The organism is Aeoliella straminimaris (assembly GCF_024054565.1).
Lineage (GTDB): Bacteria > Planctomycetota > Planctomycetia > Pirellulales > Lacipirellulaceae > Aeoliella > Aeoliella straminimaris.
This window is the reverse complement of the sequence record NZ_JAMXLR010000026.1, coordinates 310,278-330,600: the sequence shown is the minus strand read 5'-3', so window position 1 is coordinate 330,600 and position 20,323 is coordinate 310,278. Positions and strand designations below refer to the sequence as shown.

Here is a 20,323-nt window from a genome sequence, read left to right as displayed (position 1 = left end):
CAACTCGCCACCTCGTTTGACCCCACTCTGCTCCAACAATATTGAACCCCACACACCGCCAAAAAGACCGGTCGGGCGTCAAACCTTCCCCTTTTACTCGTCGCTCTCCGGTGCTGGCAGCATCTCGAGCGGCTGCTCGATTTCGTCCAACAACGGCTCGATTTCCTCCAGAACTTCGCCCGCGTCGCGGGTCTCCAGCGGAGGACCACATCCCATGCCAGGGTACAGATCGCTGGGATAGACGGGCAGATTGGTGAGATACGCGGAGTAGGGTACCTGCGAATCGATGCGGATACCCCGCGAATCGATTTCCATGACGCCCAGATCGAACTCCAGCGAGACCTGCTGCACCGCATAGTCGACCCATACGCTCAGGAAGTCGTTTTGCACGTTCAGCAGATCCGACAGCGATTGAACCAAGTCGCGAGCGGTGGTGTTTCCCAGTTCGGCGGTCTCGCCTGGCTGAGGGGGTTCGCTTAGACGCAATTGCGTTAAATCGACCTGCGAAATCGCAAGTTGGACCGCCGCCCGGCGGAGCTCGAGGTTGATCTCGTCCAAACGCATCTGCCGCAGCCGATTGCGGAGCCCCAAGTACACTTGGTCGCGATACTGATAATAGCTGCGCCGAGCCTGTTGATATTCGATTAGCGATTGGCGGTAGACGTTGCGTTCGGCCAGCCGTGTGAGTGGTGCATCGAACCGAAGACCAAACTGCAGCGCGCTGTTGCTCGCTTCGATGTTGAAGGGGTTCTGCCCCACGTTGCCAATCTCGCCGTTCACCACCAGGTCGAGGCTGCTTTCCAGTTCGTTGGCGTTGAACTTGATCAGTCGCCAGGTATCGACCAGGTTGGCCCGGGCGTTCATCCAGTCGCGGCGGTGGGCGCTGGCAATGGCCAAGGCCTGAGCCGGCTGGAGCTCGATCGGCTTAATGGCCACGGTTTCGAGCCGCACGCTGGCTTGCAGCAGCGACAGCTCCAGCAACTCGCCCGAGGTGCGCCCCAGCAGTTCGGTCGTGTTTCGCAAGCGTGCTTCGATATCTTCGTTGGTGTCGCTGCCGGGCAGCTCCGTCAGATCCTGCAGGGTCTTTTCAAACACTTGCTGCAGGCGGACCAGTTCGCTCCGCCGGTTGGCGACGTACTCGTTCAGGTGCTCGACGCTCAGCAGCGAGGTGTCGATTTCCGCCTGCAACACCTCCGGGCGCGTGACCAGTTGCTCGAGCGATTCGCGCCGCTGTGGCAGGGCCACGTCCAGCTTGACGAAGTCCTCTTTCACGGCCTCGAGCCGCACGGCAATGGCTGCCACCAGATCGTCGATGGCCTCATGCGTTGCTTCCAGTTCCTCGGTAGCCAAGGCCCGCAGCGCCGCGTCGTCGGGCCCCGCTTCCAGCAGTTGTTGCCGGCGGTCGCGAAGCGTATCGAGCACGTTGGCCACATCGTATTTCAAGCCTTCCAGGTCCGGATCCAACAGATTGAACCGGTCGAGGTAGGGATCCCGGATGGCGACTGCCAACTCGGGTGGCAGGCCAATATCAGTCTGAAACGATTCGAGTGAAGCGCGATAGGCATTTTCCTGTTGCAGCAACAGACTCTGGGCTTGGAATAACGCCTGGCGAGCCAGGTCGACTTGAAATCGATCGATGCGACCCGCCTCGAAGGTAGCCTGCAACTGCGACACGCTGGCCTTTAGCGCCGTCACATTGGCCCGCTGGTTACGCAGTTCCTGTTGGTCCTGCAGCAGGCCGAGGAAACCCCCCGCCTGGGCAGCACCAGCACCGCCGGTAAACCCGCCGCCACCACCGCCGCCAAACCCACCAAAACCACCGACGCGGCCGAAGCCACCACCGCCGACGCCCGAGAAGCCTTCCAGACCCGCGCCGCCGAAGAAGCCACCTCGCCGCGAAGGACCGCCACCCGAATCGCGGCCCGTGATGATCTCGGCGTAAAAGCCGCGGCGATAGCGTTCCATCTGGCGGACGTTTGCCAGCAGGGCTCGCTCGGCAATGGTGAGTCGCTCGAGCACCACCACCCGGCCGCCGGCTCGCAGCAAGGGTTGCACCAGACTGAAGTCCAGCAGCGTGGAGCCGGTATAGTTGTCGGAACCGGAGAACTGCCACACCAGCGAGTTGGCCAGTCCGACCACGAATTCGCCACCCGTGGCTGTTAGCGTCTCGGCCCGTAGCCGATTGTTATCGATGCTGGGCCCGGCCGCCGAACTGAAGGGCGAGACGTTCAAAGTGCTGTCGCCGCCACGACCTGAACCTTCGGTGCGATAGACGATCTGCGACCCGCCGAAGAACTGGGTGTCGAAGCGGAACCGCTCGAATGACACATCCAGGGCCGATAGGTAGAGTTCTTCCAGTTGCGACTGATAGCTGGTCGACTGCAGCAGTGCCATCTCCATGGCGGCTTGCTGGTCGAGTGCGATGTCGCCTTCTTCGTTGCGCGGCAAGTACTGCTGCCAGCGCGGGTTATCAACAAAACTGGTCTTGGGCAGTTTCCGCCACTCGGCCGAACCACGTTTGCCGTCCACGCACTCCATGTATTGGGCGCTCGTGGGATCGTCCGGAGGCATTGGTTCAACATCCGGGTCGAATGGGTCGAACATGCGCGACCGCGGATCGATCGCGATGTTGTAGCTGCCCGGGATACCATCGGCTGGCACTGCCTTCTGGTTGACCAGGCACTCCGCCTGGCGGTCGGCCTGGCGGCGGTAAAACGTGGGACTACACCCCACCGCTAGCAGCGATAGGGCTGTGAAATAGGCGACGATTAGCAGTCGTGGCGACATGCAATTGGACCGACTGGAGCTCGAAACAGCCAACAAGTGCTGGCGTAAAGCGTGCGTAACGGACTACACACCCTGCTCTGATTCGACCACCTGGGTTGTCAGACTTTAACGGTAGTAGTGATTGTGCGGCTTTGGCGTTGCGAGCCTCAGGGCGTTGTGCTAAAAGCTCGCCCGCGGACTTTTCTTCGAAATCTTTTCACTTTTGCTAAACCTCAAGTCTTGCCGCTGAATGGTGGTGGGCGACTAATCTGCTGGGAGCTGTTCCATGGATAAGGTGTGCTCGCGCACGCTGCGCGTTTCGTTGGCTCGTACAATGATGGCGACAGTGGCGCTGCTAGCGACAGGTTTTGTTACCGCACAACCGCTGGCCTGGTCGCCACAGCGCGGAGGAGCCCAACCTGTTCGTTCGCTGGCAGATTTAGCTGCGGACCCTGCACCCTCGGCGAATACCCCGCCGCAGACGCAGATGCAACAGGCGCTGTTGATCCGCAATCCCGATACTAGCAACGGTACCAGCGAGTACGCCCTGGCCGACCAGTTTGGCCGCGTTCAGAGGTACGTTGAGTCTTCGCCTGGTATCGATCTGGCGTCGTTCGTAGGCGAACGGGTGACCGTGCGCAGCGACACCGGCACCACGTTGCTGGCATCGCAACTCAATCTGCCCATCACAGCCGCCGCGCAGCAATACGCCGCGCCGCAGTTCGACGTGGTGCAGGCCGAGCATCAGCAGCCGGTGGCTCAGCGCATCAACAACAATAGTCAGCCCCAACACCGCACCGCCCAGGTGGCCCCCGTGGTGGTCGATCAATACGGCATGACCAGCAACGCCGCGCCGGGCAACTGCCCCAACTGCACCGTGAACCAGTACGGAATGCCAGCAGGCGGTGGGTACATCAACGGCTACGACGCCTGGGGCAGTGGCAATGCTTGCAACGAGTGCCAGACCTACTCGCCCTACTTCGTTTCGCCCGACACCAGCTTCAACCCTAGCTGTTGCCGCGGTGCCCGGGGACGCTTCTACGGCCGGGCCGAATACCTGCTGTGGTGGATCGACGGGATGAACATTCCGCCGCTGGTAACTTCCAGCCCGGCTGGCACGCCCCAGGGCGAGGCCGGTGTGCTGGGAGAAGAGGGGACCTCGATCCTGTTTGGTGGTGGCGAAGTGCTGGGTGGCAGCCGCGACGGCTTGCGATTCCAGTTGGGCACCTGGTTCAACGAGTACCGCGACTTGGCCATCGAAGGCGACATCTTCTTCTTCGAAACCGCTTCGACCGGATTCAGCGCCACGGGCGATGGGGGATCCCCCATCTTGGCTCGGCCCTTTTTCAACATGGTACCGGTCGACGGCGTTGGCGATGTGTTGCCGCCCGCCGAAGACGCCGAGTTGGTGTCGTATCCCAATGTGGTCGAAGGCACCGTAAGTGTCGATACGCGAAGCGATTTCGGCGGTGCGGGCCTCCGTCTGCGGGCGGCCATCTGCTGCAAGGAGATTGGTGGCGTCTGCAACACCTGCAGTCCTTGTGGTCCAGCGGTTGGTCCCAGCAGCGTGTCGCGTATTGATGTGATCGCCGGCTATCGGTTCTTCAAGCTCGACGAACGCGTATTGATTCAAGAAGATCTCAACTCCTTGCTCACGGCCAGTCCCGGCACGTTCGACATCTACGACCGCTTCGACACCTACAACGAATTTCACGGCGGCGACGTCGGTTTTATCTGGGAATGGGAGTCGACGCGCTGGACGCTGGAGTTCTTGTCCAAGGTGGCCTTGGGCAATACGCATCAACGCGTGACCGTCGATGGCGGCACCACGGTCAGCGATGGGGTCAACTCGTACTCCGAAGAGGGAGGCCTGCTGGCGCTGCGTAGCAACATCGGCAAGTACGACCGCGACAAGTTCACCGCCATCCCTGAGATTGGATTGACGGCTGGCTACCGCATCACCCCCCGGCTCAAGGCTACTGTGGGATACACCCTGATTTATTGGGGCAGCGTCGCCCGACCTGGCGAGCACATCGATCTGGACGTGAACCCCAACCTGCTGCCGCCGGTGGTCGAACCAGTGGTAGGGCCCGAACGCCCCCGCTTCCGTTGGGACGACACTTCGCTGCTGGCCCACGGTTTGAACCTTGGACTCGACTATCGGTTCTAATTGGCCGGCGCGCAGTGGTGCCAGGCTCAGGGGGCCGAACTTCTCGATTCCTCTGCATTCTCCAACTTCTCCACCGTTCTGGCTGCTATCGCTGCTGTCGTTGCCGGCAGCTGATTTTGCCGATTCTGACGGTTGTCGGTCCACTACGCGCCGCCTGTTTGGCGATATAGTTAGTGCTGCGCCCGCTCCGAGCGGCGATGCCCAAGCAGCCATTGACTTATCCCATGCTGGCCGCGTCAGAGCGGTAGTTCGACTCCTTCCATACGGAGAGTTTTGCGATGAAGTGCCACTTCGAACGTTTGGAAGACCGTAAGCTGCTGGCTGCCGACCTGGGCCAGATCTCGGGTACGGTGCTCAACGACTTGCAGAACGACGGCAACCCGGCAAACGACACCGTAGTAGTTGGGTTGCCGGTAACGCTGTACCGCGACGGCAACGGCAATGGCACCTTCGACGACGCCGCCACCGATCCGCAGTACGGTGCGCCCACCCTGACCGATGGCAGTGGCGAGTACACGTTTACCGGTTTGACCGAAGGCACATACTTCGTACAAATCACGCCCTCGTCCGACTTGCAGACCCTGGCGGGCGGCGACCTGCAGACGGTGACATTTAACGCCAGCGAGGCGATGGGCGTAACGGCCCTGACGATCGACGATTTCTCTACGGCCCAATCCGCAACCGTGATGCGGTCGGGCGGTGCGGTCGGTGTGACGGACGCATCGGACGCGGATGGAACCAATGCCAACGCTGGCGGAGTACGCGACCTGTACGTCAACGCCACGACAACAGGCAACGTGACGTTGACCTCGATGTTCGGCGGCGATAATATCTTGAGTCTCGAGTCGAGCAGCGGCACCGAGGGCATTGCTCGTGTTACCTGGGACGGCGCCGATGGCGACGGCGATGCGGTGGACCCGGCGGGGCTGAGCCTCGACTTTTCCGATGGCGGCAGCAACTTTGGTATGCTGCTGAACGTCAGCGCCGATGCTAAACCCGATGCCGAAGTCGTCTTGCGGCTTACCAGTGGCAGCGGCAACACGGCCGAAGCCACCGTCAGCATCCTCGACCAGGACGGTCTGCTGGATGGCGACGCGGACGAGGAGATTGTTGTCCCCTTCACGGCGTTCACCGAGAACGTCCAGGGCACCGGCATCGACTTCAGTAACGTGACCGCCATTGAGATGGTGCTCGACTTCCAGGATCCAGACGTCAGCGGCCTGGACGCGCGCGTGCAAATGGTGGGTGTTGTAGGCAACACGGTCAAAACCGCCGATTTCACCGCACTGTATCGCATGAGTCTGGGCGACCAGGTGTTTGCCGATCTGGATAACGATGGCGAGTTCGACACCGGTGAGGCGGGCATTGAAGACGTGGTCGTTTCGCTGTACGAAGACACCAACACCGACGGGGTCTACAGCGATGGCGTCGACACACTGCTGGCCACCGAAACCACGGACTCTAATGGAAATTATCTGTTCGAGGACCTGCTGCCAGGAGAATACCTACTGCGGATTGCGGAAACGGAATTCGGCGCAAGCGAACCGCTGGCCGGATTGATCTCGTCCACCGGCAACGAGACGGCCACCGTTGCACCCGATCCCGACGACGACGTGGACGGCGATGACAACGGTTACGCCCTATCGACCTTCGGCGTGGTGACGCAGGCCATCACGCTGGTGGGCGACGACGAGCCTACCGACGACGGCGACTCGGATGCGAATTCCAACCTCACCGTCGACTTCGGCTTCTATGGCTTCGATCTGGTGATTGATAAAGAGGTCGACCTGTCGGCGGTGTCGTCCAACGGATCGCTGGTCTACACCATTGATGTGACCAACAATGGACCCTCCACAGCGTTCGGTGTCTCGTTCCTTGACACGCTGCCCACTGGTGTGACGTTCGACTCGGGCAGCACCACGGTGGGCGCGGTATCCCACTCAGCGGGAGAGGTCACTGCTAACCTGGGCGACATTGCCTCGGGCGCCACAGTCACCGTGACGATTAACGTTGATGTCGACGCCAGCGCCACGGGCACTCTGACCAACACGGCGAGCGTCTCGGCTACCGACGAGTCGGACACCTCCAACAACACTGCCATGGCAGCGACCACGGTCGAAGAGACCATCGATCTAGCCGTTACCAAGGTGGACGACGACGGCGACGCCGATGTGGCACCGGGCGATACGATCGTTTACACGGTTACGGTGATCAACAACGGTCCCAGCGCGGCTACGAACGTCGTGCTGACCGACACGCTGCCCGCCAATTTGGCATTTGATACCGGCTCATCGACCATGCCCGACAGCGTGGTAGGTGATTCGAGTACCGGTACCACGCTGAACTATAACCTGGGCACGTTGGCCAGCGGCGAAAGCACGCAAGTCACGATCTCGGCAACCGTCAGCAACACGTTTATTGGCACGCTGACTAACTCGGCATCGGTTACCGCCGACGAGACCGAGACGACGCCCGCCAACAATACGGCCACCTCCGAATCGATCGTGGCCGTGGCTCCCTCGTCCATTTCTGGCGCTGTGTACGTCGATGCCAACAACGATGGTGTACGCGATCCAGGTGAGCAGGGCATTGCGGGCGTGATGATCACGCTTACGGGTATCGACTTTACTGCCGCGCCGGTCAATCAGACCACCACTACGGCGGCCGATGGTACGTACCAGTTCACCAATCTGCTGCCGGGTACCTACCAGGTGACCGAAACCGACCCGTCGTTCTACCCGGATGGACAGGATAGCGCCGGCAGCGAGGGTGGCGACGTGGCCAACGACGAGATCTCCAACATCGTGCTGGCCAGCAGTGTCGACGCCACAGCCTACACGTTCGGCGAATTGTTGCCTACCTTGAGCAAACGCCGGTTCCTGGCTTCCAGCCTGTAGTGCAGCACGTTAGGCTGATGGGAGTGGGCGACACCTTCGACTACAACTCCAACCGCCTGATAACCTGCGATGTTTTCCCGCTTGGTGGCAGTGTTCTTGATTGTCGCGGCCCTCGCAGGGCTGCTGGTCTACAGTCAGTACCGTTCGTCGGTCGACTATGTCTCTGGTTTCATCGAGGCAGATGAGATCCGGGTGGGCTCGCGCGTTGGCGGCCGCGTCGCGGCGGTGCATATCGAAGAAGGTCAGCGAGTCACTGCGGGGCAGACGCTGTTCGAGCTCGAACCCTACGATCTGCTGGAGCGCGAAAGAGAGGCTATCGAGCAGCTCGCCACCCGCCAGGCCGAGTTCGAACGCCTGGCCAACGGCTTTCGGCCGCAGGAGATTGCTCAGGCAAAGGCGCGATTCGAGCGGCAGCAAGCCGTACTCGACAAGCTCCGTGCCGGTCCGCGCCAGGAAGAGATCGACGCTGCACGGGCCCGCGTGCAGGTATCGCAGGCCGAGTTGTCACTCGCCAAACGGAAATTCGAACGCCGCGAGGAGCTGTTGAGTTCCAACTCCATCACTCGCGAGGAGTTTGAAGAAGCCAGCGAACAGATTCACGTAGCGCAGGGGCTCGCCAATGTTCGCCAGGAGGAGTTGGACCTGCTGTTGGCGGGCACGCGCGAGGAAGAAATCCGCGAAGCGGTGGCGCAGGTGGAAGAAGCCCGCCAGGCGTGGATGCTGGCCCAGGAAGGCAGCCGTAAAGAGGAGGTGCAGGCCGCCAAGGCCGCCCGCGACGCCGCGGCCGCTGCCCTGGAAGTGGTTCGTGCACAGAAAGAGGAGCTAACCGTTCAATCGCCGGTCGATGGCGTGGTCGAGGCGCTCGATCTGCAGAAGGGCGACCTGGCGCCGGCCGGTGGCCCCGTGTTGTCGATCATGGACATGAGCCACCTTTGGGTGCGGGCCTACGTGCCGCAGAATCGTGTCGGACTGCAAGTGGGCGAGCAACTACCCATTACGGTCGATAGCCTGCCCGGCCAGCGCATGGTGGGCCGCATCACGTTTATTTCGCGGCAGGCGGAGTTCACTCCCAACAATGTGCAAACCCCCGAGGAACGATCGAAGCAGGTGTTTCGCATTAAGGTCGACTTGCCCAAAGACAAGCTCGACCTGGTGAGGCCTGGCATGACGGCCGATGTGTGGCTGCAGCCCGTTACCGGACAGCCGGCGGGGGACGACGGATGAATCGCCCCGCCAGCGAACCACCCGCCAGCGATGCCCCAGCCATCGACGTTCGCGGACTAACCCGCCATTTTGGCGAAGTGGTGGCGGTCGAGGACGTCTCGTTCCAGGTGCAACGGGGCGCTATCTTCGGCCTCTTGGGACCCAACGGCAGCGGTAAATCGACCATCATCCGCATGCTGTTGGGCATCCTTCCACCCACCAGTGGCGCGGCTTACGTCCTGGGACATCGATCGCTCGAAGAGTCGGAACTCATCAAGCCCCGTGTGGGCTACATGTCGCAGAAATTCAGCTTATACGCCGACTTGTCGGTACGAGAGAACCTCGACTTTTACGGACGTGTTTACGGGCTGGAGGGCGAACGGTTGGCCGAGCGGCGGGCCTACGTACTCGGTCTGACGGAGATTGGCGACTACGAGCATCAGCTTGCTGGAAATCTTTCCGGTGGTTGGAAACAACGCCTGGCCCTGGCCTGCAGCCTGATCCACGATCCAGAAATCCTGATGCTCGACGAACCCACCGCGGGCATCGACCCCGTGGCGCGCCGGCATTTGTGGGACCTGTTGTTCGAGCTGTCGGGTCGCGGCGTCACGCAGTTGGTCACCACCCAGTACATGGACGAAGCCGAGCGGTGTACCGACGTTGGGTACATCTATCTATCGCGGATGCTCGTGCTCGGTAAGCCCGATCAACTGAAGCAGTTGCCGCAGGTCTCGCCCGAGGGGACCAAGCGATACGAACTCCGTATCCCGAAAGCCACCGAGCACCTCACCGGGTTGCGCGGTATGCACGGGGTGCGCGACGCCACGTTGTTTGGCGAGACAGTTCACGTGCTGGTCGACGAAAGCTTGCGTCCGCCGCAGTTGATCGATCGCCTTGGCCTGGAAGGCAACGACACCAGGGCCCGCGAGATTCCGCCGTCGCTCGAGGACGTGTTCGTCACCCTCACCGCCAACGCCGAACGCGACACCACGCCCCCCGAAGAGATCGACCTGACCGAAACAGCAGCAGAACCTGCCGAGAGCGAGCCGGTTTTAGAGGCTGAAACGCCGCCCCCTCCGAAAACGGTCAAGGGCAAAACCTTGGCCGGACTGGGAGCGGTGCTCGTCAAGGAACTCGTGCACATTCGCCGACAGCCGAGCACGCTGTTCTTCATGTTGGTCATTCCGGTGATGCAAACGCTGATTTTCGGCTACGCCATCGACACGCAGATCGAGAACATTCCGATGGTGGTGTTCGACATGGACGGCCGACAGCACGCCCGCGAACTGACTTCATCGTTCGTCAATACGCGCCGATTTCGCTTAGAGGAGCATGTGCTAGACGAGGACTCCTTCCACCGCGCCATCACTTCCGGCCGGGCGAAGGTGGGACTGCGGATACCGCCAGACTACTCCGATCGACTGGTCCGCGGCGAGCAGGCCTCGGTGCAAGTGTTGATCGATGGCAGCGACTCCCAGGTGGCGACCACCGCCCAGAGCACCGCAAACCTGCTGGGCCTCAGCCTTTCGATCCAAATGGCCCGGGCGAAGGGAGAGTCGCTGCAGGTGGCACCGGCTCGCAACGAAACCGGCGAGGGCGTGTTGCCAATCGATGTTAGTACGCGGATGCTCTTCAATCCCGACCTCGATAGCTCGCACTTCTTTGTGCCGGGCCTGGTGGGGATCATACTTCAACTGGTGACGCTATTCCTTACATCGTTCGCCATCGTACGCGAGCGCGAACTCGGCACGCTCGAGCAACTGTTTGTCACACCTGTTGGCCGAATGGGCCTGCTGCTTGGCAAACTGTTGCCTTACGCCATGATAGGATTCGTCGAACTGCTGCTGGTGCTGACCGTGATGGTCTACGTATTCGGCGTCCCGGTGAGCGGCAACTTGGCCCTGCTGTTGGTACTGGCCATGTTGTTCATGGTCTGCTCGTTAGGGTTGGGGCTGTTGGTCTCGACGCTTTCGAAAACGCAGCTCGAGGCCATGCAGTTCGCCTTCATCATCATGCTGCCGTCGGTGCTGTTGTCGGGGTTCATGTTCCCCCGCAGCGAGATGCCGCTACCTATCTACCTGGTAACCTTCGCTATCCCGGTAACCTACTTCATCGAAATCCTCCGCGGCGTCGTACTGCGCGGGGCCGACCTGCTGGACCTGGTGCCCTGGATCGTCGGCCTCTCGATCTGCTGCATTGCGGTCCTCTGGCTCAGCGTGATGCGATTCCAGAAACGCCTGGCGTAGACGCGAAGTAGGGTGCGGTTCCTGCCAGCCAAGTAGAACGCGTCCCGAGCCCGTAGCGGGGTTTTCGGATTCCCGATACGACAAAACCCTCGCAGCAACTGCGAGGGCTTTGTGCTCAGCGGAGAGGACAGGATTCGAACCTGCGGTACGGAATGACCCGTACGCCGATTTAGCAAACCGGTGCTTTCGACCACTCAGCCACCTCTCCTGGCGGGTGCTGGCAGACCTCTGCCGCCAGCACCGAAGCGTCCTATTCTACGTCGCCCAAGGCGAGCTGAAAAGTCCAGCCTTTTTTGGGAGTCGGACGCAGTATGCGAACGTTTTACCGGGTGGCCAGGCTGTCGTCCAGCGGGGCCACAATCGCCGGCCGCTGCAGGGCCTGTGCATCACTAGACGCATCGGGCGAGGTTTCGGTTCGGTGATGCTGAGCATAAAGCACCGGGGCGATGATCATGGCCACCACGCTGATCAGCTTGATCAGAATGTTGATCGACGGGCCCGAGGTGTCCTTGAACGGGTCGCCCACAGTATCGCCGGTCACGGTGGCTTTGTGCATTTCGTCGAAGTCGTCGCCCCACTTGGCGTGACCTTCGTCCTTGACCTGCTTCTTGGCGTTGTCCCAGGCACCACCGGAATTGGCCTGGAAAATCGCCAGGCAGACGCCCGAGATGGTCACGCCTATCAGCAGTCCACCCAGCATATTGGGCGAGTAGAGACCCACCAAGATGGGCACAATCACGGCCAGCAGGCCCGGGGCCACCATCTGCTTGATGGCCGCTGCCGTGGCGATCTCGACACAGTGGGCGTACTCGGCTTTGCCATCGGCGGCGGCAATCAGGGCCGCTTCTTCCGCGGTGGGATCGCGTTCTTCGCTCTCGGCCCGCTGGGCGGCGTCGAGCGCGGGCCGCAGTTCGGCAATGTCGCGGAACTGGCGTCGCACTTCTTGGATCATGTCCTGGGCAGCATTGCCTACCGCCACCATGGCCATGGCCGAGAAACGGAAGGGCAGCATGCAGCCGATGAGCAGTCCAACCAGCACGAAGGGGTCCGCCGCGTTGATCTCCACGGTGCCATTCATCTTGGTGAGGTACGCCGCCGTGAGGCTGAGGGCCGTAAGGGCGGCCGAGCCAATGGCGAAACCTTTGCCAATGGCGGCCGTGGTGTTACCCACCGCGTCGAGCTTGTCGGTGCGGGCACGCACCTCGCGACCGAGTTGCGCCATTTCGGCGATACCACCGGCGTTGTCGGCGATCGGTCCGTAGGCGTCGGTGGCCAACTGAATGCCCAGCGTGGAGAGCATGCCGAGGGCGGCCATCGCGATGCCGTACAGTCCGGCACACCAGAATGCCACCAGGATGGCGACGCCAATCACGAGGATCGGCGCGGTCGTGGAGTTCATACCAACAGCCACACCCTGAATGATGGTCGTGGCAGGGCCCGTCTTGGATGCGTTGACGATGGTCTCGACCGGCGTGCGATTACAGGCGGTGTACCACTCGGTAATCATGCCCACGAGAATGCCGGCCACGAGTCCGGCGACCACCGCCAGGCTCACTCCCTTCCAGGTGACAAGAATTTCTGTCGCATTGGGGTTGATAACGGTATCGGCGAAAGGGACTCCGGCATGAGGAATCAGCATGTAGATCGCACCAATCGTGCCGACGATCATCAGGCCGCCGGAAACAAACATGCCGCGGTTCAGACCTTTCTGCGGGTCGCCCCCTTCTTCGGTGGTGACGAAGAAGAAGCCAATGATCGAAGCGACGGCGCCCACCACGGCGATGACCAAAGGCAGGTAAACGGCATTCATGCCCGAGCCAGGCTCGACCGCGTCGAGCGCCGTATACCAGGCGGCGCCGAGAATCATGCTGGAGATCAAGGCACCGACGTACGATTCGAACAGGTCGGCACCCATGCCGGCCACGTCGCCCACGTTGTCGCCCACGTTGTCGGCAATGGTGGCAGGGTTCAGCGGGTGATCTTCAGGGATACCGGCTTCGACTTTACCCACCAGGTCGGCACCAACGTCGGCCGCCTTGGTGAAGATGCCACCCCCCACGCGAGCAAACAGTGCGATGGAGGAGGCCCCCAGTGAGAAACCGGAAAGCGTATTGAGCACCAGCATCGTAGGAGCGCCACCGGTGAGCGACTCAGGGTGCATCTGGGTGAAGATGAAGAACAACGAGCCTAACCCCAACAGGGCCAGTCCCACCACGCACAGGCCCATCACCGAGCCGCCGGCGAAGGCGACTTGCAGCGCCGTGTTGAGGCCACCGCGCGCGGCCGCGGCGGTGCGGGTGTTGGCCGACGTGGCGGTCTTCATTCCGAAGAAACCGGCCAGCGCCGAGCAGAATGCACCCAGTACGAATGAGGCGGCGATATAAGCGTTAGTATCGGCCGAGACATAGTGATTGGTAACTCCCAACAGGATGGCCACCGCCACGACGAACACGGCCAGCGAACGGTACTCGCGGGATAGAAATGCCATGGCGCCTTCGGCTACCCAGCCGCCAATGAGTTTCATGCGCTCGTCGCCGGCGTCCTGATCGCGCACCCACTTCGCCCTGACCATGGCGTAGATCAGGGCGGCGACAGCCACCGCTGGGACAACATAGATGATGAGTTTCGGGTCGACCATGATGCAAATCCTTTAAGCCCTGGGGCTACTAAAAAGGTAAACGAAGGTATAGCTCGCGCGAGCTGCCAGCGAGGCTTTCGCTGTACAGCGTCAGCGTATAGAGAGATAGCCGTGACACGACAAAATGCGATACGACCATCGGTGCCGCGTCACCGCTCCTGTGGTCAAAGAGTGCAATCCAACGCACGTCGGGAAAGCGCGGAATTGGGTGTTTTACGCCGCCCGACGCTTAACAACGTCGAAGTCTAGCCCACGCGTTGAATCGCTGTCAATGTGGGGAATGAGCGACTTTAGCACGCATGGCAAAACGCGCGCGCCCTATTGGCTCATTGCACACTCAGGAGCGCGCCAAATCGTCCGCCCAAGCCTGAATGACCGTCTGCAAATGAACGTTCCGGTCGACTTGGTACTCCGCATCCAGGCAACGATCGATGCGGCGCAGCAGCCGCGGCACCTCGGGCGAGGCAGGGGCGGCGCGGAGGTGGCGGCGGTAGTGCCGCGCCACCAGGCCCAGTACCTGCAACAGTGCAGTGCGCCGCGGACCCGCTTCCTTGCCCGCCGAGTTGGAGTAATCATGCACCATCACAGCGAGTTTCACGCTATCGATCACCGGCTGGTTCAGCAATTCAACGGCCCGGGTGTGCACTTGCCACAGCGCTTCGTCGGCCATGGCCACGGCCTGATCGAGACTCCCTTCGGCCAACTCCGATACGGTTTGGGCAACTTGGGTATTATCTACCAACTCATTTTCTACTAACAGTTGCGCAAGCATTGCCGGTTCGAGCGGTGCGAACCGCACGATCTGCGACCGCGAGCGGATGGTAGATAGCTGGCGGGCTTCGCTGGTGCCCACCAGTATGATCACCGACCGGGGGGGTGGCTCTTCCAGGGTCTTGAGCAGCGCGTTGGCTGTAGAGTTGTTGAAAGTGTCCGCGCAGTCGATCACCGCCACGCGATGCCTGCCCAGATAGGGCTTCAGCGAGATATCGTGGCACAGACCAGCACGGTTGCGATGTTCGTCGTCGCCGACAAACTGCTCCAGGATCAGCGTCCGCTTGTCCTTCAGCAGTCCCACTTCCAGGAGATCGGGGTGGTTGTCGGCGTCCATCAACTGGCACGACTCGCACTGATCGCAGGCCTCCAGTTCGGTGGCCGGAGTCCCGGTGCACAACAGGCACTTGGCCAATCGGCGGGCGAACATCCGCTTGCCCACGCCCCCCGGCCCCACAAACAGGTAGGTGCTGGCTAGTCGCCCGTCGCGCAGCGTCCGGGCGAACCGTTCGGCAATTGAATCGTGACCGTGGATATCCATCCACATGGGCAAGCCACCGCAGGGGAATTTGGGAATTAGACCGACTTTTGCTGACGAAACCGTTATACTCGAAGCTGCGATGTTTTTCGTCTCCCCCGCTCGAGGCTGCGGATTCGCCATGACGACCGACGCGACTATTCGCACCCAGTGCCCTGGCTGCCAGGCCAAATTTCGTGTTGGCGGCGAGCACGTGGGGCGTCGGACCCGGTGCCCCCACTGCCGGGCTCCGTTCGAAGTGCAGCCCATTGCTCGCGGGCCGGCAGCGGTGTCCCCGATCGTTCAGCCCGAAGTGGTTGTCGCGGAACAGCCGCCCGAGGTGACGCACGTTGGCGTAAATTGCCGCTTGTGTGGTACCCGGATGTATGGGCGTCTGGATCAGGTGGGCCAACCGCTGAAGTGTCCCGACTGCTACACCGAGACCACGCTGCCACCGCCGAAACCGAAAACCAAGCAAGCTGTACCGGCCGCCATGCTGGGCGATCAGTACGAACTGTACGAGGGCGACGACCAGCCCTGGGGCGTCACGCTGGCGGCCTCCCAAGCAGAAATGCTCCCCGTGCACTGCGAACTATGTGGCACGTTGCAGTACGTGCCGCCGGAGATGGTGGGCTCGGTGGCGATCTGTCCCGACTGCGACCACGGCACGCGGGTCCGTCCGGGCAAGCCCAAGCCGGCGGCCAAGGATCTGGGGGCCGATCTGGAAATCGAGCCACCCCAAGTGACCGCCGAGATGGCCACGCCCTCGGCGCCGCCCATTTACTCGCGGTTGCACGAATTCGATAGCCTGAGCGAGCAAGAAAAAGAAGAGCGGATGTCGCGGGTGGCGACCAATCGTAAAGCGCGACCGCAAATGCCGCGGCTGCCACTGCTCACCGGTTGGGGCGCGTTCCTCGCCTCGTCCGGAGTGGTCGCTCGTTGGCTGGGGCTGAGCGCTTGGTTCTCGGCGGCGGCCGCTTTGGCCGTGTTCGCCTTCAATATCATCTTTACTGGCGGTCCCTATGGAGCCGTGGCCGGACTGCCGCTGCTGTGTGCTGCCGGCGCCGTGGCGGCGTTGTGTTCCGCATGTTGCGCGGCTACGGCCATCACGATCGTTACCGAGAGTTCCGAAGGCAACGATCAGATGACCGCCTGGCCGACCATCAATCCCATCGACTGGTTGGGCGAAGCACTGTACATCATGGTGGCCGGGCTGGTCGCCACGGCACCCGGGTATTTGCTGGTGCAAGTTTCCGGCGCACCCTCCTGGGCGGTGTTGGGGGGCATGCTGGTCAGCGGCTGGCTGCTGTATCCCATCGTGCAGCTCTCCACGCTGGAGGCCTCCGCGCCGTTCGCACTCATCATGCCGGGGGTGCTCGGCAGCCTCGGCAGGTGTTCGGGTACCTGGACCACGTTCTACCTAGTCAGCGGCGCTATGGCCGCCGTGATGGTGCTTGCTGTCGCGCTTTTGGCGTGGATGGGACCCTACGCCCTGCTGGCAGCTAGCGTGCCGATCGTTGGCGCAGCGGGTGCTTACTACCGCCTGCTCGGACGACTGGCGTGGCGTATTCGCGAGGAATCCTAGCGCGGGCGCGTAACCGTCACAGTTCGCATCAACGGATGGGCAGGTGCTAGCAGCAATGGCTTTCCGTGCCCTGCTGGATAGAGGCCACCGAGTGTGCCGATCATACTGAAGAAGTCATCTCTTCTTCACGCCCGTACGATCAGGAACTCAGGCCATGTCGCTGTACTACTCGTCTTCGTCGCGTCACAGCGAGTTGGGCAAGTTCCGCCGTCAACGCCGTCCGGGGATGCAGCATGATGGGCAGCGGAGATTTGGTAATTACCGGTTCGAACTGATCTCCATGGAGACATCGGCGCCCTTCAAGCGAACCCGGTACCACTTGCGAATCATCAACGATCGCAACTTGCGCGTCGCATACCTGCGAGACTTTCCCAACCAGAGACTCGCCTTCTCGGCTGGCGAGGAGTGGGTGGCGGAGCGGGAATTGGCGATTCAAGAAAAGAAGAATAGCTGAGCGACGGATCACGCGGTTGGAGGCGGTGGCTGCGTCCGGCCGCTTGCTGTATACAGAGTTTACCCGGTCGGCTCCATGGGTGCCGCTGCCGCATTTGGAGTGTCCGCCTGTTCGGCCTCCGCAGTGGCGAGATTTCTTCTGCCGTAGTTTGCCAGCCCCAGAGTTTGGCCGCTATACTTTCTATTGCGGGTTGCTTCGGCACAGGCTGCGACCTTCTCTAACCGGTCTCAATACAAAGATGTAGGGAGTATATGGTGGATGCTCTGAGCTGGTTTGCCCTGGTCGTCATGCTGTTTGTGGTGCTGACTCTGGCCTATGGATTCGTGGCGATTCACGAGATTCCCCACCGAATTGCCAAGGCTCGCAACCATCCGCATCAGGATGCCATCGAGGCAGGCGGCTGGATCAGCCTATTCACGCTGCACGCCATTTGGCCTTTTCTGTGGATCTGGGCATACGCCTACGATCCGAAACGCGGCTATGCCGGCCGACCTTCTTCCGAGCCGGCAAATGACGTAAATAGCCAGGAACTAGAGACGCTACGAAATCGTATTGCAGAACTCGAGGCGAAACTGGATTCCGCGCCCGCGACCAACGAGAACGACAGCCAATCGGAATGAGTCAATGGATCTACTGATCTTAATGACGTACGCCGCGATCGCCATTGTGGCGTTCAAGGTGTTCAAGGTGCCGGTCAATGCCTACACGGTGCTGACCACCGCACTGGGCGGCGTCGCGATCCTTGCCGCGCTGTTGCTGCTGATGAACTATAACCATCCGTACACCAGCGTTGCCCGTGACTACTACCTTACGACCCCCATCGTCAGTGGAGTCCGCGGGCATGTGACCGAAGTGTTGGTGTCGGACGCGCAACATGTGAAGGCCGGTGACGTGTTATTCAAGATCGATCCCACGCCGTTTCAGGCTGCCGTCGATCAGAAACGCGCCCAACTTGCTTCTGCAAAGCAGCGCGTCGAAGAGTTGGACGAGAATTTGCACATGCAGGAGCAAGCGTATGAAGCAGCCGCGTCGCTGCTGGCTGCGACCAAAGATACCTACGAGCGCGACAAGGAGTTGGTTGCCTCAGGTGCCGTATCGCAGTCGGCGTTTGTGCAATCTCGACAGAGTTACTTGTCCGCAGAAGCCGAAGCCAGGATGGCGCAAGCGGAGTTGAAACGAGCGGAACTGGAAACCACTTCGCTGATCGATGGTGTCCATACCGATGTCGCCAACGCCCAGGCGGCACTGGTCGCAGCGCAGTTCGATTTGGATCAAACCGTGGTCCGGGCGCCGACCGATGGCATTGTGCTGCAGGTCTTCTTGCGTCCCGGCATGATGGCGGTGCCACTGCCGTTGAAACCATTGATGGTGTTTCAGCACGACGATTCGCAGCTGTTTGTAGCCTCGTTTTTGCAAAACAACGCGCAGCGCATACAAGAAGGAGCCGAGGCCGAAGTCGTATTCCCGGCGGTTCCAGGGCGAGTATTCAAGGGCAAGGTGCGACTTGTTGGCGCCGCCGTGGCCCTGGGGCAGTTGCAACCCTCGGGCACCCTGGTCGACCCCGACAGCGTTCAGGGCGACGGTCGCATTAACGTAGTGATCGATTTCGACGAGAATGCGTTCGAAGGGTTCAACGTCCCCCCAGGTTCCAGCGCCGAGGTAGCCGTGTACAGCGAATACATGGAGCCGGTAGCCGTCGTTCGCAAGGTCTTGATGCGGATGAAGTCGTGGGCCAACTTCGTGTTCTCCGACGGCGAGCACTTGCCGAACTCTCACTAGTGGTGCCTGACTGGCGGCGCTCCTTTCTTTCTCCCGCAGGCGGTGTCCATCGTCTACAATCGGGAGCATTCACCCCCGACGCAGGACACACCATGTGGGACGAACGATACAGCACCGACGAGTACATCTACGGCACCCAGCCCAACGATTTCCTGGCGGCCCGGTTCTCGGAGATTCCCCAAGGCAAGGTGCTCAGTCTCGCTGAGGGCGAAGGACGCAACGCCGTGTTCCTTGCCCGGCAAGGTTACGCGGTGACGGCCGTCGACGCATCGGAGATCGGGTTGCGAAAAGCGGCCCGACTTGCCACCCAGCAGCAGGTTCCACTGCAATGCATTGCCGCCGACCTGACGGAGTACGATTTGGGCATCGAGCGATGGGACGGCATCGTGTCAATTTTCTGCCCACTGCCTTCGGCGGTTCGCCGAGAGGTGCACGCCAAAGTGGTTCGAGCCCTCAAGCCGGGCGGCGTGTTTCTGCTCGAAGCTTACACCCCCAAACAGCTAGAATACGGCACCGGCGGCGGAGACAACGCCGACACGATGCAAACCGCCGAGTCGCTCCGCACCGAACTGGCGGGGCTGAGCTTCACGCACCTTGAGGAAATTGAGCGTGAGGTGGTCGAGGGCACCTACCACACGGGGCTGGCTTCGGTGGTGCAGGCGATTGGGCGTAAAGAAAAGTAAGTTGCTGATTTCTCTTGCATGAAACTGGCTGGAGGATTTCGCCGCGTCATTCCACTCGGTTAGGAGCTATAGTTCCCTTGGAGATCTGTCGGAAGGGCGATGCGCCGCGAATGCGGGAGAAACATGTTGTGGCAAACCAAGTGACAACGGTTCCCAGCCGGTTCATATTCTGGAGCACTGCTCCTTTTCTTGTGGCGTTTCTTGTGCTGATGCCCTTGCTGGTCAGCCCACCAAGTGTTTCCGGATGGATCGTGCTTCTTGGGTGTGAACTGCTTGCCGCCCTAGTATTCGCCGGATTGTACGACACCGTGAAGTTTCGTTGGTGCTGGCGTCTTGTAGGAGCTATCGTGTTTCTAGGCTATGCAATGTACCTGGCCGACATGATCATCGAGGGTGAGTGGATTGGTGACGGTCGTCGCTCTTCTGCGACGGCTCTTAATGCCCTCTGTGGCCTAGCAGCTTTCGGGGTCCCCGGATTGTGGTATGCCGTGCGCGGACGCTTTGGTGAAATCGCCGAAGCCGACTTGTGTCTCGATGAATCTTCCCCCGAACACGCAGAATAGCGGCAAGGGGCTAGCTTAGAGCATGGTCGGTGATTCTTCCGACGCACTTCG

Annotated in this window: 13 protein-coding genes and 1 tRNA gene; 10 read left to right on the top strand and 4 right to left on the bottom strand. The window is 61.1% G+C overall.

The features are described from left to right. Positions 1-93 precede the first annotated feature (93 nt). Positions 94-2,787 (bottom strand): TolC family protein, encoded by a 2,694-nt coding sequence (locus NG895_RS08170; RefSeq protein WP_252851983.1) that lies wholly within the window; start codon positions 2,785-2,787, stop codon positions 94-96. A gap of 265 nt (positions 2,788-3,052) precedes the next feature. On the opposite strand from NG895_RS08170, the gene NG895_RS08165 reads away from it, so the two are divergent. From NG895_RS08165 to NG895_RS08150, 4 genes are all read left to right on the top strand, one after another. Then, positions 3,053-4,936 carry a BBP7 family outer membrane beta-barrel protein gene (locus NG895_RS08165; RefSeq protein WP_252851982.1) on the top strand — a complete coding sequence of 628 codons (1,884 nt, stop codon included), beginning with the start codon at positions 3,053-3,055 and terminating at the stop codon, positions 4,934-4,936. 278 nt (positions 4,937-5,214) lie between these two features. Further along, complete coding sequence (locus NG895_RS08160; RefSeq protein WP_252851981.1) at positions 5,215-7,833, top strand: DUF11 domain-containing protein; 2,619 nt, start codon at positions 5,215-5,217, stop codon at positions 7,831-7,833. Positions 7,834-7,902: 69 nt separating this feature from the next. Then, complete coding sequence (locus tag NG895_RS08155; protein WP_252851980.1) at positions 7,903-9,057, top strand: HlyD family secretion protein; 1,155 nt, start codon at positions 7,903-7,905, stop codon at positions 9,055-9,057. Further along, positions 9,054-11,282 carry an ABC transporter permease gene (locus NG895_RS08150; RefSeq protein ID WP_252851979.1) on the top strand — a complete coding sequence of 743 codons (2,229 nt, stop codon included), beginning with the start codon at positions 9,054-9,056 and terminating at the stop codon, positions 11,280-11,282. The genes NG895_RS08155 and NG895_RS08150 overlap by 4 nt, the downstream gene beginning before the upstream one ends. Positions 11,283-11,401: 119 nt before the next feature. On the opposite strand, the gene NG895_RS08145 is transcribed toward NG895_RS08150, so the two are convergent. From NG895_RS08145 to NG895_RS08135, 3 genes are all read right to left on the bottom strand, one after another. Further along, positions 11,402-11,490 (bottom strand) — tRNA-Ser (locus NG895_RS08145). 114 nt (positions 11,491-11,604) lie between these two features. Next, the gene (locus tag NG895_RS08140; protein WP_252851978.1) at positions 11,605-13,920 is read right to left on the bottom strand and encodes a sodium-translocating pyrophosphatase; all 2,316 of its coding nucleotides are present in this window, start codon (positions 13,918-13,920) and stop codon (positions 11,605-11,607) included. Between the two features lie 337 nt (positions 13,921-14,257). Beyond that, positions 14,258-15,238: a DNA polymerase III subunit gene (locus tag NG895_RS08135; protein ID WP_252851977.1), complete on the bottom strand. Its 981-nt coding sequence runs from the start codon at positions 15,236-15,238 to the stop codon at positions 14,258-14,260. Between the two features lie 73 nt (positions 15,239-15,311). Here NG895_RS08135 and NG895_RS08130 point away from each other — a divergent pair, with 73 nt between their 5' ends. From NG895_RS08130 to NG895_RS08105, 6 genes are all read left to right on the top strand, one after another. Next, positions 15,312-16,793 carry a zinc ribbon domain-containing protein gene (locus NG895_RS08130; protein WP_252851976.1) on the top strand — a complete coding sequence of 494 codons (1,482 nt, stop codon included), beginning with the start codon at positions 15,312-15,314 and terminating at the stop codon, positions 16,791-16,793. Positions 16,794-16,947: 154 nt separating this feature from the next. Next, positions 16,948-17,247, top strand: a complete 300-nt coding sequence (locus tag NG895_RS08125; RefSeq protein ID WP_252851975.1) for a hypothetical protein — start codon at positions 16,948-16,950, stop codon at positions 17,245-17,247. Positions 17,248-17,501: 254 nt separating this feature from the next. After that, positions 17,502-17,867 carry a DUF3302 domain-containing protein gene (locus NG895_RS08120; RefSeq protein WP_252851974.1) on the top strand — a complete coding sequence of 122 codons (366 nt, stop codon included), beginning with the start codon at positions 17,502-17,504 and terminating at the stop codon, positions 17,865-17,867. A 4-nt stretch (positions 17,868-17,871) separates the two neighbouring features. Beyond that, positions 17,872-19,026 carry an HlyD family secretion protein gene (locus NG895_RS08115; protein ID WP_252851973.1) on the top strand — a complete coding sequence of 385 codons (1,155 nt, stop codon included), beginning with the start codon at positions 17,872-17,874 and terminating at the stop codon, positions 19,024-19,026. A gap of 92 nt (positions 19,027-19,118) precedes the next feature. Then, a complete protein-coding gene (locus NG895_RS08110; RefSeq protein WP_252851972.1) occupies positions 19,119-19,709 on the top strand; it encodes a class I SAM-dependent methyltransferase in 591 nt (196 codons plus the stop codon). Positions 19,710-19,837: 128 nt separating this feature from the next. Next, the gene (locus NG895_RS08105; RefSeq protein WP_252851971.1) at positions 19,838-20,272 is read left to right on the top strand and encodes a hypothetical protein; all 435 of its coding nucleotides are present in this window, start codon (positions 19,838-19,840) and stop codon (positions 20,270-20,272) included. Positions 20,273-20,323 lie beyond the last annotated feature (51 nt).

Coding starts and splice junctions, on each gene's coding strand:
- NG895_RS08170 (WP_252851983.1), bottom strand. CDS start 2,787: ATGTCGCCACGACTGCTAATCGTCGCCTATTTCACAGCCCTATCGCTG.
- NG895_RS08165 (WP_252851982.1), top strand. CDS start 3,053: ATGGATAAGGTGTGCTCGCGCACGCTGCGCGTTTCGTTGGCTCGTACA.
- NG895_RS08160 (WP_252851981.1), top strand. CDS start 5,215: ATGAAGTGCCACTTCGAACGTTTGGAAGACCGTAAGCTGCTGGCTGCC.
- NG895_RS08155 (WP_252851980.1), top strand. CDS start 7,903: ATGTTTTCCCGCTTGGTGGCAGTGTTCTTGATTGTCGCGGCCCTCGCA.
- NG895_RS08150 (WP_252851979.1), top strand. CDS start 9,054: ATGAATCGCCCCGCCAGCGAACCACCCGCCAGCGATGCCCCAGCCATC.
- NG895_RS08140 (WP_252851978.1), bottom strand. CDS start 13,920: ATGGTCGACCCGAAACTCATCATCTATGTTGTCCCAGCGGTGGCTGTC.
- NG895_RS08135 (WP_252851977.1), bottom strand. CDS start 15,238: ATGTGGATGGATATCCACGGTCACGATTCAATTGCCGAACGGTTCGCC.
- NG895_RS08130 (WP_252851976.1), top strand. CDS start 15,312: ATGTTTTTCGTCTCCCCCGCTCGAGGCTGCGGATTCGCCATGACGACC.
- NG895_RS08125 (WP_252851975.1), top strand. CDS start 16,948: ATGTCGCTGTACTACTCGTCTTCGTCGCGTCACAGCGAGTTGGGCAAG.
- NG895_RS08115 (WP_252851973.1), top strand. CDS start 17,872: ATGGATCTACTGATCTTAATGACGTACGCCGCGATCGCCATTGTGGCG.
- NG895_RS08110 (WP_252851972.1), top strand. CDS start 19,119: ATGTGGGACGAACGATACAGCACCGACGAGTACATCTACGGCACCCAG.